Here is a 15119-nt window from a genome sequence, read left to right as displayed (position 1 = left end):
CCGCCTAGCGGGCGCAGCAGTCGTACTCGCAGGTGTCAGGTTCCCGCTCCCCGGTCAGCACAGCCACGGGAGCGGCGCAGCATGCGTCGCCCTTCCACGCTTCGACGCCCTCCCGGATGGCGAACACGGCGATCACCAACGCGGCTACCGAGTCCGCCCACGCCCAGCCGAGCAGGCCATTTAGCAGCAACCCCGCCAGGAGGGCAGCCGAGAGATAGGTGCAGATGAGCGTCTGCTTCGAATCGGCGATGGCGGAGGCCGAACCGAGCTCGCGGCCGGTGCGGCGCTCGAACCAGCTGAGGAAGGGCATCACGAGCAGACTCAACGCAGCGATAGCGATGCCGACCGGCGAGTGCTCAGGATCTCGCAGGCCGAACAGCGACAGCACGGCGTCGACGCTCACGTACGCAGCGAGACCGAAGAACGAGACGGCGATCACCCGCAGCGCGACCTTCTCGCGCTTCTCTGGATCAGGCGCAGCGAATTGCCACGCGACCGCCGCCGCCGAGAGCACCTCGACGATCGAGTCCAATCCGAACCCTATGAGCGCCGCCGACGAGGCAACGCCGCCGGCGATGAGCGCGACCACCGCCTCGATGACGTTCCAGGTGATCGTGATCGCAACCACGACCCGGATGCGGCGGCGCAACACGTCACGACGCTCAGGTGCGAGCATGAGCGCAGTCATCGGGACTCCCCGGCGTCGCAGCAGCCGGCAACCGAGCATGCCGGATCGACGCATGGTGCGCTCTCGTCGACCGCCAACGTCACCGACACAAGACTCGAGAGCGCCGCTGCAAGATGCGGATCCGCGATCTCGTAGCGGGTCTGCCGCCCCTCCGGCTCAGCGACGACGATGCCGCAGTCGCGCAGGCAGGTGAGGTGATTCGAGACGTTCGACCGCGTCAATCCAAGTCCCCGTGACAGAACCGCCGGATAGCTGGGGCCATCCAGCAGCGTGAGGAGAATCCGCGAACGGGTCGGATCGGCCATTGCCCGTCCGAGCCTGTTCATCACGTTGACGCGAGAAGCAATAGTCAGCACACGCTGACTATACAGCGATGACTGACGCTTTCCAAGCGGGGTTAGACGTTCCCGTCACGGACGATTCCGATAGTGAGAGCCACGGGGTATGAGTCTACCTGCGCCGCTCTCCCCCACCTCACCCGCGCGAGGGCAGGCACCCACGCGGGGTCAGGCGGCAGGGTGGGAAAAGTGCCTGATGCGGCGCGGACGCCTGTTCAGTCGCGGACCGCGCGGAAGGCCCTCGTCACATAGGGCACCTCGAGCACACCGTCCCCGTGCAGGCCGAGCTCATCGAACAGGGCGTCCATCTCACGGCGGATCCGTGCTTTCTCGGCCTCGTCGGCGGTGATCACGGCGCTGCGGGAGGCGGCCATGCGGTGCAGGAGCTCCCGCGTCATGGGGCGCGACCACTCCCAGCGCTCCTGCGCCAGGGCGCCGAAGGGGTCCGCCACCACGGGGTCGCCCGCGGCGAGCATGATCTCGGCGTTGCTGCCGTGCATGATGTCGGTGAGCCGGCGCACCCAGTCCACGCGCTCGTCGCGGAGGTTCCAGACGAGCCCGAGCACACCGCCCGGGCGCATCGCGCGACCGATCTCCGCCGAGGCGGCGACCGGCTCGACCCAGTGCCACGCCTGGCCGAGCACGACCGCATCCACGCTCGCGTCCGGAAGCGGCAGCTCCTCAGCGGTCCCGACGAACGTGGGCACCCCGGGAACGGCGTCGCGAAGGGCCGCGAGCATCGCAGGGTCCGGATCGATCGCCACCACCTCGGCGTCCGCAGCCGCGACGAGCGCCCGCGTGAGCTTGCCGGTCCCGGCGCCGACATCGGCGACCCGACGCGCACCGTCCGCCATCGGCTCCAGCATCCAGGCGACGGCCTCGAAGGGGTACTCGGGCCGTCCGGCCTCGTAGCTTCCGGCCGCCGCGCCGAAGGATCTCGCGAGTTCGTCCGCCATGTGGCCAGCATACGGCGAGCCTGCACAGCGACGTCGGAGGCCCGGGAGAGAGTGAGGACGTGCCACTGGACTTCACTGCGATCGACTTCGAGACCGCGAACTCCAGCCCGGCCTCCGCGTGTTCCGTGGGACTCGTGCGGGTGCGGGACGGGGAGGTCGTCGCCACCGCGAACTGGCTGATCCAGCCTCCGCCCGGCCATGACGAGTTCCAGGAGTGGAACGTCCGCATCCACGGCATCCGCCCCGAGCACGTGCTGTCGGCGGCGACGTGGGTCGACCAGTTCGACCGTCTGTGCGGCTTCGCGGGTGCCGACGTGCTCGTGGCCCACAACGCCGGCTTCGACCTGAACGTCCTGCGACGGGCGACCGAGGTCACGGGTCAGATCTGTCCGCCGTACCGGTCGCTGTGCAGCCTCCAGGTGGCGCGGAAGACCTACCAGCTCGACTCCTACCGTCTGCCGCTCGCCGCCGCGGCGGCCGGATACGCGGAGTTCTCGCATCACGACGCGCTGGCGGATGCCCTCGCCTGCGCCCAGATCATCGTGGACGCGGCCGCGCGGGCCGGAGCCGCGGATGTCTTCGCGCTCGCCGATGTCCTCGGCCTCCGCGTGACCGAGCCCGCCGTGCCGGCACTGGAGCGCGCCGTCGCCTGACGCACCTCGCGTCCTCCCCGCGATGTCGGACGCCCCCGGCATCATGGAGCCATGGATGCCCTGTCGATCGTTCTCCTGCTCGTGGCCCTCGCCGCGGGCGTCGCTCTCGGGTGGTTCCTGCGAGCCGGTCGCAGCGCCGCCGACATCGCACGCACGCAGGCGGAGCTCGCGGCCGCGCGAGACGACCGCGATCGCCAGTACGACCTCTATCGGGATGCGGTCGAGCACGCCCGCTCCGAGCAGCGGGCGGAGGCTCAGCGCGTCCAGCAGCAGAACGCCGTGCTGCAGGCTCTGGCGCCGGTCCGCGAGAGTCTCCAGCAGATGCAGTCCAAGGTCGCCGCGATCGAGAGCGAGCGGCAGGCACAGTTCGGCACGCTCGCCGAGCAGCTCCGGCGCGCCCAGGAGTCGGATGAGGCGCTCCGCGCGACGACCGAGTCACTGGCGGGTGCGCTGCGCTCCACGTCCACGCGCGGCGTCTGGGGCGAGACCCAGCTGCGGCGCGTCGTCGAGGCGGCGGGGCTGACCAGACACGTCGACTTCGACCTCCAGGCGACGATCACCTCCGACCGCGGCCAGGGGCGCCCCGACATGGTCGTCCGTCTCCCGGGGGGCACGTCGATCGCCGTCGACGCGAAGGTTCCCCTCGACGCCTACCTCGAGGCCTCGGCGCTCCCCCTCGGCGACGCCCACGAATCCCAGCGTCGCGTCCACATGCAGAAGCACGTCCGCGCCGTCCGCGCCCACGTCGACGCCCTCGCCAAGAAGGCCTATTGGTCGGGCCTCGACGCGAGCCCCGAGTTCGTCATCTGCTTCCTGCCGAGCGAGTCGCTGCTGGCGGCAGCCATCGACGAGGATCCGGCGCTGCTCGACTACGCGTTCAGCCGCCGCGTGGCCCTCGCGTCCCCCGTCAACCTCTGGGCGGTCCTCAAGACGGTCGCCTACACATGGACCCAGCAGGAGGTGTCCACCGAGGCCCGGAGTCTGCTCGCGCTCGGCACGCAGCTGTACGAGCGCCTCGGCACACTCGCGGGTCACGCCGACGACCTGCGCCGGGCGATCGAGCGCACGGTCGACAGCTACAACCGCTTCGCGGGATCCCTGGAGTCCCGGGTGCTCGTGACCGCCCGGCAGTTCCCCGGCGTGGATGCGGAGGCCCTGGCGCCGGCGTCGCCGATCACCGCGGACGGGCGCCGCTTCACCGCTCCGGAGCTTCTGGCCCCGACCGAAGCCGAAGAGGCCGCCGACGCGATGCAGGCCGACGTCGGCGAGGTACGCGCGCGTCTCGACCACGCCTCCGCACTCCACGACCGGGAGCAGTGAGGGCGAGAGCGACCGGAGGTTCCGACCGCGGGGGCGTCAGGCGACGCCGGGCACGCCGCTGAGCAGCAGGATGACGAGGCCGCTCGTCGCGAGGAAGGCACCGATCATCCACCAGGCGCTGACCTCGTGCCCCTCGGCGCGACGGACGCGGAACAGCACGTCGGCGCGGCGAGCCGGATCGACGGCCGACTGAGCGACGGGTGCCGGCGGGGCCACGGCGGCCGCTTCGGCATCGGCACTCACCCGGAGGATGCGTCCGGTGTTCGTGGTGATGATCTTCGTCGGCGCGGCGCTCTTCGAGCCGGTCGTGTGCTGCGTTGTCATGCGTTCGCCCTCCTGTGCCTGCGGTGCCTGGCGGCTCCGTCGACGGCGACAAACCCAGTGACAATTGTGACACGGCGGCTCGCCGAACCGGGCCCGACCCGTGCAGAGGGCGATACCGGGTCGGTAACGATGGCTGGAGACCTCACCGAAGGTCAGGCTCGTGGGAGAGCCGTCACAGCCACTTCGAGACGAGGTGCTCGGACGCGATGCGGCGCAGCGTGCCGGAGGCGCCGCGCAGGACCACGCTCTCGGTGTACACGTAACCGCGCTCCCGCCGGACGCCGGCCACGAGCTGGCCGTCCGTGACACCGGTCGCGACGAAGATCGTGTTGTTCCCCTGCACGAGGTCGTCCGCCTCGTAGACCTTGTCCATGTCGAGCCCCGCGTCGATACCGCGCTGGCGCTCGTCGTCGTCGCGCGGCCAGAGCCGTCCCTGGATGTGGCCGCCGAGGGCCTTGATCGCACACGCGGTGACGATGCCCTCGGGGCTGCCGCCGATGCCGACGCACATGTCGGTGCGGGCGTCGTGGCGGGCGGCGTTGATGCCACCGGCGACATCGCCGTCGCTCATGAGACGCGTACCGGCACCGGCGTCGCGGATCTCCTGGATGAGCTGCTCGTGCCGCGGGCGGTTGAGCACCGAGACGACGATCTCGTCGACCGGCTTGTCCAGCGCGCCGGCGAGCTTGCGGATGTTCTCGCCGATGGGCAGGCGGATGTCGACGACGCCGACGCCGGCGGGCCCGGTCACGAGCTTGTCCATGTAGAAGACGCTGGAGGCGTCGAGCATCGTGTCGCGGTCGGACACGGCGATCACCGAGAGCGCGTTCTGCCGGCCCGCCGCGGTCAGCGACGTGCCGTCGATCGGGTCGACCGCGATGTCGCACAGCGGGCCGCGTCCTGTACCGACGACCTCGCCGTTGAACAGCATCGGGGCGTTGTCCTTCTCGCCCTCGCCGATCACCACGCGGCCCTGGAAGTCGACCGTCCCGAGGAACGCCCGCATGGCGTCGACGGCGGCGCCGTCGGCAGCCTCCTTCGCACCGCGACCGATGAACGGAACGGCACGGATCGCCGCCGCCTCGGTCGCGCGCACCAACTCCATCGCGAGGTTACGGTCGGGACGCAGCGGGCTCAGGTCGGCAGTAAGACTCACCATGATTCCCAGCCTATCCGCGAGCAGGGGATCGATCGGCTCGTTTTCCGCCCGTACGCGAGGAAGAAATCGCGGTTCTTAACACCACCGAAGGACGGCGCCCACCGACGCGCGACTCCTCCTGCCGGAGCCGGACACCCGCCCCGATAGAGTGGCAGCTGTCCCGGCTTCACCTACCGCAGGAGTTCTCATGCCCGTCGCCACCCCGGATCAGTACGCCGACATGCTCGACCGCGCGAAGGCAGGCGGCTTCGCGTACCCCGCGTTCAACGTCTCCAGCTCGCAGACGATCAACGCCGTCCTCCAGGGCCTGACCGAGGCCGGCTCCGACGGCATCATCCAGGTCACCACCGGTGGCGCCGACTACTTCGCCGGCCACACGGTCAAGGCCCGCGCGACCGGCGCCCTCGCCTTCGCCCGCTACGCCACCGAGGTCGCCAAGAACTACCCGGTCACCGTCGCCCTGCACACCGACCACTGCCCGAAGGACGCTCTCGCGGGCTTCGTCGAGCCGCTCATCGCCGCCTCGGAGGAAGAGGTCAAGGCCGGCCGCAACCCGATCTTCCAGTCCCACATGTGGGACGGCTCGGCCGTGCCGCTCGCGGAGAACATCGAGATCGCCAAGGAGCTGCTCCCCCGCATGAAGGCCATCAACGCCATCCTCGAGGTCGAGATCGGCGTCGTCGGCGGCGAGGAGGACGGCGTGCAGCACGAGGGCTCGAACGAGGCGCTCTACACGACGTTCGCCGACGTGGACCAGGCCGTGCAGGCGCTGGGCCTCGGCGAGCAGGGCCGCTACATCGCCGCGCTCACCTTCGGCAACGTCCACGGCGTGTACAAGCCGGGTGGCGTGAAGCTGCGCCCGGAGCTGCTCGGCGAGATCCAGGCCGAGGTCGCCGCGAAGTACAACACCGGCGAGAAGCCGCTCGACCTCGTCTTCCACGGCGGCTCCGGCTCGACCGATGAGGAGATCGCCCTCGCGGTCGCCAATGGCGTCATCAAGATGAACATCGACACGGACACCCAGTACGCCTACACCCGTGCGATCGCCGACTACATGTTCAAGAACTACGACGGCGTGCTGAAGGTCGACGGCGAGGTCGGCAACAAGAAGCAGTACGACCCGCGCGCCTGGGGCAAGATCGCCGAGTCGGCCATGGCCGCCCGCGTGGTCGAGTCCACCCGCCAGCTGGGCTCGTACGGCCAGTCGAAGAGCTGACACACGCAGACACAGGAAAGGGGCCCGGCATCATGCCGGGCCCCTTTCGTCTGCGTGCCCGGGGTCAACGCACCCCGGTCGCCTGGTCGAGGTAGGCGATGAAGGCCGGGTCGCCCATCATCGGCACGACGAGGCAGAACGAGGCGATGCCCAGCGTGATGACGGCTCCGACGAGCGGGACCCACCAGGTGAGGCGGCCACGACGCAGGCGACGGATCGACAGGGCCGCGGTGACGCACCAGCCGACCGCCAGCACGACGGCCGCGATCGTTCCCCACGTGCGGCCGGCGGCGTAGTTGGTGAACTCCCCCTCGATGCCCAGCATCCCCATGGTCTGATTCATCACCGGGACGATGTCGAGGTAGGACAGGCCGGTGACGACGACGTTCACGAGGCCGTAGGCGAGCAGCGCGATCGTCGCGAAGCGGTCCACCGAGGAGGGGCGCGCCGGAGCAGGAGCCGCGGGCGCGGGGTCCGAGACGGGAGCCGACGGGGCGACCACCTCAGCCACGGGCGGCAGCCCCGCGGCCCTCCGCTGCTCCTCGGGCGTGGCGAGTTCCCCGTAGCGGGGGCGCTGGTCGGTCATGCCGCCATGGTATCGGCCGGCGCTCAGCCGCCCGTTCAGGAAAAGGGGGCCCAACCGATAGCGGCCCCGGAGAAGTGGGGACTTCTCGGGGCCGCGGACGGAGAGCGCTGGGGACGCTCCTCATCCCGTTCGGTCGCCGGCGCTGGGGACGCCATGGGCGATCAATAGGGCGTTGTCAGCCACTACGCCTTCGATCATAGATAAGCGACGTGGCGGGCACCAGGGTCACGAATTCAGATGGTGAACTCGGCGTCCGGCCCGTCGGTGTCGAGCGCATCGGCCCCGAGCTGCACCGACAGCCGACGGGCGGCGCGTTGCAGGTTCGAGACGAGCCGCCGGTTGACCACGGCCTGGTCGGCCGGGAGGGAGACGGCCAGCGATGCCGTCACGCCCGGGGCGATGACCGGCACCGCGACGCAGGTCGCGCCGATCGCGTACTCCTCGCGATCGATCGCCCACCCCGGGGTCTGCTCGAGCTGGGTGAGGAGCGCTGTCCGGTCGCTGATCGTCCGCGGCGTGAGCTCCTCGAGCCGATGCCGGGCGAGGTAGTCCAGCCGATCCTCTTCCGAGAGGGCGGCGAGGATCTGCTTCCCGAGGGCGGTCGCGTGCGCGCTGGCGTGCAGCCCGACCCACAGTTCGATCCGCGGGTTCCGCACGGCGTCCACGATGTCGACGAGGTGGATCTCCCCATCCGCGTACCGCGATAGGTAGGCCGTGGCGCCGACGTCCTCGGTCACCGCGCGCAAGGCGGCGCGCACGCGGGCGAGGAACACGCCTCGGGAGCCGATCTGCTGCTGGAAGGACGGGAACCGGTTCCCCAGCACGAGGCCGTCGGGCTCCGTACTCAGGTACCCCTCGTGCACGAGCGTGCGCACGAGGTTGTAGGTGGTACCCGGCGTCAAGCCCGTGACCGACGAGAGCGTCTTCGCCGGCAGCGGGCGCGGCGAGTTCGCGACGATGTCGACCAGGCGGAGTGCGCGTTGCACGGACCCGATGAGGGTCGGCTCCGCCTCCGCGGCGTTCACCGCTACGCACCCCCTCCTGCGGAGGCGCGGCCGCCGAGGGCGCGCGCGTCGCGCTGGCCCGTGGCGTCCTGACGGAGCTCCTTCGGCAGGGAGAACATGAGGTCCTCCTCCGCCGTCTTGACCTCTTCCACGTCGCGATACCCGGCATCGCCGATCGCGTCGAGCACCTCGCGCACGAGCACCTCGGGGACCGACGCGCCACTGGTGACGCCGACCGTCTCCACGCCGTCGAGCCACTCCTGGCGGATCTCCTCGGCGTAGTCCACGCGGTAGGCGGCCTTGGCTCCGTACTCCAGCGCGACCTCGACGAGTCGCACGCTGTTGGAGGAGTTGGCGGACCCCACGACGATCACCAGATCAGCCCCCTGGGCGACCTTCTTGATGGCGACCTGCCGGTTCTGCGTGGCGTAGCAGATGTCGTCGGACGGCGGGTTGTGCAGCTCGGGGAACCGGGTGCGGAGCCGGTTCACCGTCTCCATGGTCTCGTCCACGGAGAGCGTCGTCTGCGACAGCCACACCACCTTGGAGGGGTCCTTCACCTGCACGGTGTCGGCCTCCTCCGGGGAGTTCACGACGGTGACGTGATCCGGTGCCTCTCCGGCCGTGCCCTCGACCTCCTCGTGCCCGTCGTGGCCGATGAGCAGGATCTCGAAGTCGTCCCGCGCGAAGCGCACGGCCTCGCGGTGGACCTTGGTGACGAGCGGGCAGGTGGCGTCGATCGCGTGCAGGCCACGGTCGGATGCGGCGTTGACGACAGCCGGGGAGACGCCGTGCGCGCTGAAGACGACGTGCGCCCCCTCGGGCACCTCGTCGACCTCCTCGACGAAGATGGCCCCCTTGGCCTCGAGCTCCGTCACGACGTGGATGTTGTGCACGATCTGCTTGCGGACGTAGACCGGGGCGCCGTAGCGCTCGAGCGCCTTCTCCACAGCGACCACGGCGCGGTCCACGCCTGCACAGTAGCCGCGGGGGGCGGCGAGCAGGACGCGCTTGTGTCCGGGCACCGGGTTATCCTGAAGCCGCCCGGCCGCGGCGCGCACTCGTGGGATGCGAGGAGCGGGAAGATGAACGGCAGTCGAAGTCACCCCTCGATTCTACCGTCGTGCGGCTGGGCGGGGCCGGTGAGTGCGCGGGCAGGAACGGGAGCAGATGACAGTCTTCGAAGCGACGACGGGACCGGGCGAGACCCCGCCGGCGGATGCCGTCGCCCCGCGCGACTCCACGGCCCAGGCACCGACGTCGGTCGCCCGACTGAACGCCACCATCCGCGACTTCGTGGCGCGATGGAACACGGTGTGGGTCGAGGGCGAGATCACGTCCTGGAACGTGCGCGCCGGAAACGTCTTCGCCCGCCTCAAGGACACCCGGTCCGACGCGCAGATCTCCATCCGCGTCTGGTCGAGCGTGCGCGGCCGCATCCCCGCCGACCTGGGCGTGGGCGATCACGTGGTCGCCGCCGTGAAGGCCGACTACTTCGTCCGCTCCGGGGACTTCAGCTTCGCCGTCTCGGCCATGAAGCACGTCGGGCTCGGCGACCAGCTCGAGCGCCTGGAGCGGCTGCGGGTGCAGCTCCGCCAGGAGGGCCTCTTCGACCCCGCACGCAAGAAGCGCCTGCCGTTCCTCCCCCACGTCATCGGACTCATCACCGGCGAGCGCTCCGACGCCGAGAAGGACGTGCATCGCAACGCCGAGCTGCGCTGGCCGCAGGTGCGGTTCAAGACCGCGTACGCCGCGGTGCAGGGCGATCGCTGCGTGCCGGACACGCTGGCGGCTCTCGCCCGCTTGGACGCCGACCCCGAGGTCGACGTCATCATCATCGCTCGCGGCGGCGGCGACCCGCAGACCCTCCTCGGCTTCAGCGACGAACGCCTCATCCGAGCCGTGGCCGCCGCGTCCACACCGGTGGTCAGCGCCATCGGCCATGAGAACGACCACCCCCTCCTCGACGACGTCGCCGACCTGCGCGCCTCGACGCCGACCGATGCCGCCAAGCGCGTCGTCCCCGACGTCGGGGAGCAACGCGCACTCATCGCGCAGCTGCGGTCCCGGGCCACCACCCGCCTCACGCAGCGCCTCACGCACGACATCGCCCAGCTCGAGCAGCTGCGGTCGCGGCCGGTGCTGCGCTCGCCCGATCCGATCATCGACAGCCGCGCACAGGAGACCTTCCTGCTTCTCGCTCGCGGTCGCGACGCGGTCACCCGGCAGCTCGACGACGCCGGCCGGCGGACCGGTGAACTGCGCGCCTCGCTGCGCGCCCTCTCCCCCGCCGCCACTCTGGCCCGCGGTTACGCGATCGCGCATCTGGAGGGCGGCGTCATCCTCCGCGATGCGGCCGATGCGCCTGCGGGCAGCGCGCTCACCCTCACGGTGGACCGAGGGTCGCTCGCGGTGCGCTCGGAGGGCGAGATCGCGGAAGGCGCCTGAGCGGGCGGCGTCCGGGGCACGACGTAGGATGGAGGAGTGAGCGCCGTGAACGACACCCCTGTGGACACGCTGTCGTTCGAGGCGGCCCGTGACGAGCTCGTCCGGGTCGTCGCCGAGCTCGAACAGGGGGCGCCCACCCTCGAGCACTCACTCGCGCTCTGGGAGCGCGGCGAGGCCCTGGCCGCCCGCTGCGAGGAGTGGCTGCTCGGCGCGAAGCGTCGCCTCGAAGCCGCGCGCACCGCCACCCCCGACGAGAGCGACGCGTCATGAGCAAGGGTCCCGCGATCAACGCCGACCTCGGTCGACCGGAGACGCCCGACGAAACCGCCGCACGCAAGGCCGCGTCGAGCAAGGCCTACCGGTCGAGCCAGACCGTCCGCAATCTCGTCGCCGCGCTCGTGGTGACCCTCGCGGTCGTCGTCGTCATCATCGCGCTCGTCCCCCGGGGCGAGCCGGTCGCGGCGAAGCCGATCGACGTCGCCGCCATCGCCGCAGACGTGGAGTCGTCCATGGGCAGCCCGGCGATCGTCCCCGAGACGGACGACTTCTGGCGGGTGAACGCCGCCGAGCTCCAGAGCGGAGCCCCCGTCGTCTGGGAGGTCACCCTCGCCCCCGCGGCCCAGGACGAGCGCGGGTTCATCAAGCTCACCCAGGCCTTCGACGCCGACGCCTCGTGGGCCCCGCAGCGCCTGAACGGCGTCGCCCCGACCGACACCGTCCGCATCGGCGGCCGGGAGTGGGACGTCTATCGGCCCGGGGCTGCCGGCGCGGAGGCGAACGTCACGTATGCGCTCGGCACCCAGGCCGGCGACGACTACGTGCTCCTCTACGGCTCCCGCTCGGCCGACTCCACCGCCGAGCTCGCGGAGTCGCTCATCCCCCAGATCCGCACCGTCTCGGAGGCCCGATGACCCACCCGCTGACCCCCGCCGCCGCCTGGAAGCAGATGCAGGACGGCAACCGTCGCTTCGTCCGCGACGAGCCCCAGCACCCGAACCAGAACGTCGACCGCCGCAAGGACCTCACCGCGGCCCAGCATCCCGTCGCGACGCTGTTCGGCTGCTCGGACTCGCGTCTCGCCGCCGAGATCATCTTCGACCTCGGCCTCGGCGACCTCTTCGTCGTGCGCAACGCCGGGCAGGTGATCGGCGAGTCCATCGTGGCGAGCCTGGAGTACGCGGTCGCGGTCCTCGAGGTGCCGCTCATCGTGGTCCTCGCACACGACTCCTGTGGGGCGGTGCGCGCCGCCATCGACGGCACCGCCATCGATGCCGACCCGCTCCCCCCGCACATCTGGAAGCTCATCGCGCCGATCGTCCCTGCCGCGCGCAAGGTCCTCGCGGAGAGCGGCGGCGGCACGGTGGCCGACATCGATGCGGAGCTCGTCGGACGCGAGCACCTCCGCAACACCGTCAACGACCTGCTGCAGTCGTCCGAGATCATCAGCAACGCCGTCGCCGAAGGCCGTCTCGGCATCGTCGGCGCCAACTATCGTCTGGCCGAGGGTGAGGCAGCGCCCGTCATCACGGTCGGCATCGAAGCCGAGGGGATCGACCCCGCAACCAAGGAGGGTTCGGAATGACCGACACCGAGTACCGCATCGAACACGACACCATGGGTGAGGTGCGAGTGCCCGTGAACGCGCTCTACGGGGCGCAGACGCAGCGCGCCGTGGAGAACTTCCCGATCTCCGGCAAGGGCCTGGAGTCGACGCAGATCGCCGCACTCGCGCGCATCAAGAAGGCCGCCGCGCTGGCAAACAAGGAGCTCGGCACGCTCGACGGCGCCATCGCCGACGCGATCGCCCAGGCCGCCGACCAGGTCGCCGCGGGCAGCCACGACGGCGAGTTCCCGGTCGACACCTACCAGACCGGCTCCGGCACCTCGTCGAACATGAACATGAACGAGGTCCTGGCGACGCTCGCGAGCCGCATCCTCGGCTCGACCGTGCACCCCAACGATCACGTGAACGCCTCGCAGTCGTCGAACGACGTGTTCCCCACCTCGGTGCACATCGCGGTCACCCAGGCGCTCATCGACACCCTGATCCCGGCGCTCGACCACCTCGCCGTCGCGCTCGAGGCCAAGGCGGAGCTCTGGAAGGACGCGGTCAAGTCCGGCCGCACGCACCTCATGGACGCGACGCCCGTCACGCTCGGCCAGGAGTTCGGCGGCTACGCCCGCCAGATCCGCCTGGGCATCGAGCGCGTGCAGTCGGCGCTCCCCCGCGTGGCCGAAGTGCCTCTGGGCGGCACGGCCGTCGGCACCGGCATCAACACGCCGCTCGGCTTCCCGCAGAAGGTCATCGAGCTGCTCGCGGCCGAGACCGAGCTGCCCATCACCGAGGCGAAGGACCACTTCGAGGCGCAGGCGAACCGCGACGGTCTCGTCGAGGCCTCCGGTGCGCTCCGCACCATCGCCGTGTCGCTCACGAAGATCAACAACGACCTGCGCTGGATGGGCTCCGGCCCGAACACCGGTCTCGGCGAGCTGCACATCCCCGACCTGCAGCCGGGATCCTCGATCATGCCGGGCAAGGTGAACCCCGTCGTTCCCGAGGCCGTGCTCATGGTGTGCGCGCGCGTCATCGGCAACGACGCCACGGTCGCCTGGGCCGGCGCCTCCGGTTCGTTCGAGCTGAACGTCGCCATCCCGGTCATGGGCACCGCGCTGCTCGAGTCGATCCGTCTGCTGTCGAACGCCTCGCGGGTGCTCGCCGACAAGACCATCGACGGCCTGCAGGCGAACCTCGACCGCGCCGCCGCCTTCGCGGGCATGAGCCCGTCGATCGTGACGCCGCTGAACAAGCTGATCGGCTACGAGGCCGCCGCGAAGATCGCCAAGCACTCCGTCGCCAAGGGCATCACGGTGCGCGACGCCGTGATCGACCTCGGCTACGTCGAGCGCGGTGAGCTCACCCTGGAGCAGCTGGACGAGAAGCTCGACCTGCTCTCGATGACCCACCCGGGCTGATCCCCACCGACACGGATGCCGCGAGGACCTCGGTCCTCGCGGCATCCGTCGTCTCCGGCCCGTCCCGTCTCCGATCCCGTCTCCGTCCGTCTCCGATCCCGTCTCCGTCGGTCTCGGTTCCTGCCTCGGATGCACGACCACGTTCCGTCTGCACGACGGAATCCCCGGATCAGGACGACCCGCGGCTCCGGATCGTGCAGGTGACTCTTCCTCCACGGATCCCCGGACACCCCGACTCGTCCCCATGACGCCCTTCGGGCCCCGCCGAGACACCGGAGGACGCAGAATCGGCGAATGCTCGATCCCGTCTCGACCCTTCACCGTCTCGGAGGCATCGCCCGCGGCCGCGACCTCGGGGCTTTCGGAATCTCCCGCTCCGCCTTGTCCCGCGCGGTGCGCGCCGGCCGGATCCATCGGGTCCGCGCGGGGGTCTTCGCCAGTCGGGACCTCGACGCGACGGTGCTCACGGCGGCCACCCACGGAGGGGCCATCAGCTGCGGCACCGCGCTCCGTGCCCACGGAGTCTGGGTGCTGTCGGAGAGCGATGCGCCGCACGTCTGGCTCGGTCGCAACGGCCGCGCGCACCCGCACATCGAGTGCCGGTGCATCCCGCATCATTTCGAGGGACGCACCCGGTTCGGCATCGTGTCTGTCGAGGACGCGCTTCGGCATCTGCACGTGTGCGAGGGTGACGAGGCCTTCTTCGTGTCCTTCGAGTCGGCCTGGCGGCAGGGACTGATCGGGCGGGCCGCACGGGCCCGGATCCGCGCCGCGCTGCCCCAGTCCGCGCGTTGGCTCGTGGACTTCGCCCGTTCCGACGCGGACAGCGGCCTGGAATCCCTCCTGCGCCTCCGTCTCCACATCCTCGGCGTGCAGCTCACGACGCAGGTCACGATCTCCGGTGTCGGCCGCGTCGACTTCGTTGTCGACGGTCGGCTCATCATCGAGGTCGACGGCCGCGAGCACCACGGTGCCCCTGCGATGCGCCACCGCGATCTCGCCCGTGACGCTGCCGCCTCGCGACTCGGGTACGAGACGCTGCGCTTCGACTACGCCCAGGTCCTGCACGACTGGCCGACGGTCCAGGCCGCGATCGAGGGTGCCCTGCGTCGGGCGAACGACCGCATCTGACCACGGCTCCGCCCGCACGCTCTCGTCCGCCCGCACGACCCCGTTCCTCGAGCCCGCCCTGTTCCGCGTGCACGACCCCGTTCCGCGCGCACGACCCCTCTGGCCGCAGCGGCCGGCCGACCGTGCAGGATCGTGCAGGTGTCGCTACCGACGTCCGAGGGCCCGCGCCACGGATGCACGAGCTGGATACGCCTGCACGACGGAACACCCCTGATCGCCCCGCCACTGTCGTCGGATCGTGCATCCGGGAGACCGTGCATCCGACGGGACCGTGAATCCAGTCGCTCGTGTGACGTGACGTCTGGACCTGCGGATGCACGAGT

At 70.5% G+C, this 15119-nt stretch carries 17 protein-coding genes; 9 read left to right on the top strand and 8 right to left on the bottom strand.

What is annotated here, in order from left to right:
- Positions 1–4: 4 nt before the first annotated feature.
- The 3 genes from AUV07_RS02470 to AUV07_RS02465 all read right to left on the bottom strand — a co-directional run bounded on the left by AUV07_RS02470 (position 5) and on the right by AUV07_RS02465 (position 1982).
- Positions 5–688, bottom strand: coding sequence for a cation transporter (locus AUV07_RS02470; protein WP_062633583.1), 684 nt, complete (start codon positions 686–688; stop codon positions 5–7).
- Positions 685–1044, bottom strand: a complete 360-nt coding sequence (gene cmtR / locus AUV07_RS17215; RefSeq protein WP_082802823.1) for a Cd(II)/Pb(II)-sensing metalloregulatory transcriptional regulator CmtR — start codon at positions 1042–1044, stop codon at positions 685–687. Before cmtR ends, AUV07_RS02470 begins: the two co-directional genes overlap by 4 nt.
- 197 nt (positions 1045–1241) lie before the next feature.
- Positions 1242–1982 carry a class I SAM-dependent methyltransferase gene (locus tag AUV07_RS02465; RefSeq protein ID WP_062633581.1) on the bottom strand — a complete coding sequence of 247 codons (741 nt, stop codon included), beginning with the start codon at positions 1980–1982 and terminating at the stop codon, positions 1242–1244.
- Between the two features lie 59 nt (positions 1983–2041).
- On the opposite strand from AUV07_RS02465, the gene AUV07_RS02460 reads away from it, so the two are divergent.
- Positions 2042–2635, top strand: coding sequence for an exonuclease domain-containing protein (locus tag AUV07_RS02460; RefSeq protein ID WP_025103958.1), 594 nt, complete (start codon positions 2042–2044; stop codon positions 2633–2635).
- 51 nt (positions 2636–2686) lie between these two features.
- The gene (rmuC, locus tag AUV07_RS02455; RefSeq protein WP_062633579.1) at positions 2687–3955 is read left to right on the top strand and encodes a DNA recombination protein RmuC; all 1269 of its coding nucleotides are present in this window, start codon (positions 2687–2689) and stop codon (positions 3953–3955) included.
- A gap of 36 nt (positions 3956–3991) precedes the next feature.
- Here rmuC and AUV07_RS02450 read toward each other — a convergent pair whose 3' ends face one another.
- Positions 3992–4279 carry a hypothetical protein gene (locus AUV07_RS02450; RefSeq protein WP_062633577.1) on the bottom strand — a complete coding sequence of 96 codons (288 nt, stop codon included), beginning with the start codon at positions 4277–4279 and terminating at the stop codon, positions 3992–3994.
- 172 nt (positions 4280–4451) lie between these two features.
- Positions 4452–5438: a class II fructose-bisphosphatase gene (gene glpX / locus AUV07_RS02445; RefSeq protein ID WP_025103955.1), complete on the bottom strand. Its 987-nt coding sequence runs from the start codon at positions 5436–5438 to the stop codon at positions 4452–4454.
- 187 nt (positions 5439–5625) lie between these two features.
- On the opposite strand from glpX, the gene fbaA reads away from it, so the two are divergent.
- The gene (gene fbaA / locus AUV07_RS02440; protein WP_025103954.1) at positions 5626–6654 is read left to right on the top strand and encodes a class II fructose-bisphosphate aldolase; all 1029 of its coding nucleotides are present in this window, start codon (positions 5626–5628) and stop codon (positions 6652–6654) included.
- A gap of 64 nt (positions 6655–6718) precedes the next feature.
- On the opposite strand, the gene AUV07_RS02435 is transcribed toward fbaA, so the two are convergent.
- The 3 genes from AUV07_RS02435 to AUV07_RS02425 form a co-directional block, all read right to left on the bottom strand.
- A complete protein-coding gene (locus AUV07_RS02435; RefSeq protein WP_025103953.1) occupies positions 6719–7240 on the bottom strand; it encodes a DUF6264 family protein in 522 nt (173 codons plus the stop codon).
- Positions 7241–7473: 233 nt separating this feature from the next.
- Positions 7474–8265, bottom strand: a complete 792-nt coding sequence (locus AUV07_RS02430; protein WP_062633575.1) for an IclR family transcriptional regulator — start codon at positions 8263–8265, stop codon at positions 7474–7476.
- A gap of 2 nt (positions 8266–8267) precedes the next feature.
- Positions 8268–9314 (bottom strand): 4-hydroxy-3-methylbut-2-enyl diphosphate reductase, encoded by a 1047-nt coding sequence (locus tag AUV07_RS02425; protein WP_164498174.1) that lies wholly within the window; start codon positions 9312–9314, stop codon positions 8268–8270.
- A 100-nt stretch (positions 9315–9414) separates the two neighbouring features.
- Between AUV07_RS02425 and xseA the strand changes: the two genes are divergently transcribed.
- The 6 genes from xseA (at position 9415) to AUV07_RS02395 (ending at position 14796) form a co-directional block, all read left to right on the top strand.
- The gene (gene xseA / locus AUV07_RS02420) at positions 9415–10692 is read left to right on the top strand and encodes an exodeoxyribonuclease VII large subunit (protein WP_062633573.1); all 1278 of its coding nucleotides are present in this window, start codon (positions 9415–9417) and stop codon (positions 10690–10692) included.
- 36 nt (positions 10693–10728) lie between these two features.
- Entirely contained in the window at positions 10729–10962 is a 234-nt protein-coding gene (locus AUV07_RS02415; RefSeq protein ID WP_062633571.1) for an exodeoxyribonuclease VII small subunit, read from the top strand.
- Positions 10959–11603, top strand: coding sequence for a DUF4245 family protein (locus AUV07_RS02410; RefSeq protein WP_062633569.1), 645 nt, complete (start codon positions 10959–10961; stop codon positions 11601–11603). Before AUV07_RS02415 ends, AUV07_RS02410 begins: the two co-directional genes overlap by 4 nt.
- Positions 11600–12274 carry a carbonic anhydrase gene (locus AUV07_RS02405; protein WP_025103947.1) on the top strand — a complete coding sequence of 225 codons (675 nt, stop codon included), beginning with the start codon at positions 11600–11602 and terminating at the stop codon, positions 12272–12274. The genes AUV07_RS02410 and AUV07_RS02405 overlap by 4 nt, the downstream gene beginning before the upstream one ends.
- Positions 12271–13665 (top strand): class II fumarate hydratase, encoded by a 1395-nt coding sequence (locus tag AUV07_RS02400; RefSeq protein WP_062633568.1) that lies wholly within the window; start codon positions 12271–12273, stop codon positions 13663–13665. Before AUV07_RS02405 ends, AUV07_RS02400 begins: the two co-directional genes overlap by 4 nt.
- A gap of 294 nt (positions 13666–13959) precedes the next feature.
- On the top strand, positions 13960–14796 hold the full coding sequence (locus AUV07_RS02395; protein WP_062633566.1) for a type IV toxin-antitoxin system AbiEi family antitoxin domain-containing protein: 837 nt from the start codon (positions 13960–13962) through the stop codon (positions 14794–14796).
- Positions 14797–15119: the final 323 nt, after the last annotated feature.

Source organism: Microbacterium sp. CH1 (assembly GCF_001595495.1).
In the GTDB taxonomy this organism is placed as follows: Bacteria; Actinomycetota; Actinomycetes; order Actinomycetales; family Microbacteriaceae; genus Microbacterium.
The sequence above is the reverse complement of the archived record's forward strand: the minus strand, read 5'-3'. Positions and strand labels throughout refer to the sequence as shown.

Bases quoted from the DNA above. Each gene is read 5' to 3' on its own strand.
- AUV07_RS02470 (WP_062633583.1), bottom strand. From the start codon at position 688: ATGACTGCGCTCATGCTCGCACCTGAGCGTCGTGACGTGTTGCGCCGC.
- AUV07_RS02465 (WP_062633581.1), bottom strand. From the start codon at position 1,982: ATGGCGGACGAACTCGCGAGATCCTTCGGCGCGGCGGCCGGAAGCTAC.
- rmuC (WP_062633579.1), top strand. From the start codon at position 2,687: ATGGATGCCCTGTCGATCGTTCTCCTGCTCGTGGCCCTCGCCGCGGGC.
- AUV07_RS02450 (WP_062633577.1), bottom strand. From the start codon at position 4,279: ATGACAACGCAGCACACGACCGGCTCGAAGAGCGCCGCGCCGACGAAG.
- glpX (WP_025103955.1), bottom strand. From the start codon at position 5,438: ATGGTGAGTCTTACTGCCGACCTGAGCCCGCTGCGTCCCGACCGTAAC.
- fbaA (WP_025103954.1), top strand. From the start codon at position 5,626: ATGCCCGTCGCCACCCCGGATCAGTACGCCGACATGCTCGACCGCGCG.
- AUV07_RS02435 (WP_025103953.1), bottom strand. From the start codon at position 7,240: ATGACCGACCAGCGCCCCCGCTACGGGGAACTCGCCACGCCCGAGGAG.
- xseA (WP_062633573.1), top strand. From the start codon at position 9,415: ATGACAGTCTTCGAAGCGACGACGGGACCGGGCGAGACCCCGCCGGCG.
- AUV07_RS02410 (WP_062633569.1), top strand. From the start codon at position 10,959: ATGAGCAAGGGTCCCGCGATCAACGCCGACCTCGGTCGACCGGAGACG.
- AUV07_RS02405 (WP_025103947.1), top strand. From the start codon at position 11,600: ATGACCCACCCGCTGACCCCCGCCGCCGCCTGGAAGCAGATGCAGGAC.
- AUV07_RS02400 (WP_062633568.1), top strand. From the start codon at position 12,271: ATGACCGACACCGAGTACCGCATCGAACACGACACCATGGGTGAGGTG.
- AUV07_RS02395 (WP_062633566.1), top strand. From the start codon at position 13,960: ATGCTCGATCCCGTCTCGACCCTTCACCGTCTCGGAGGCATCGCCCGC.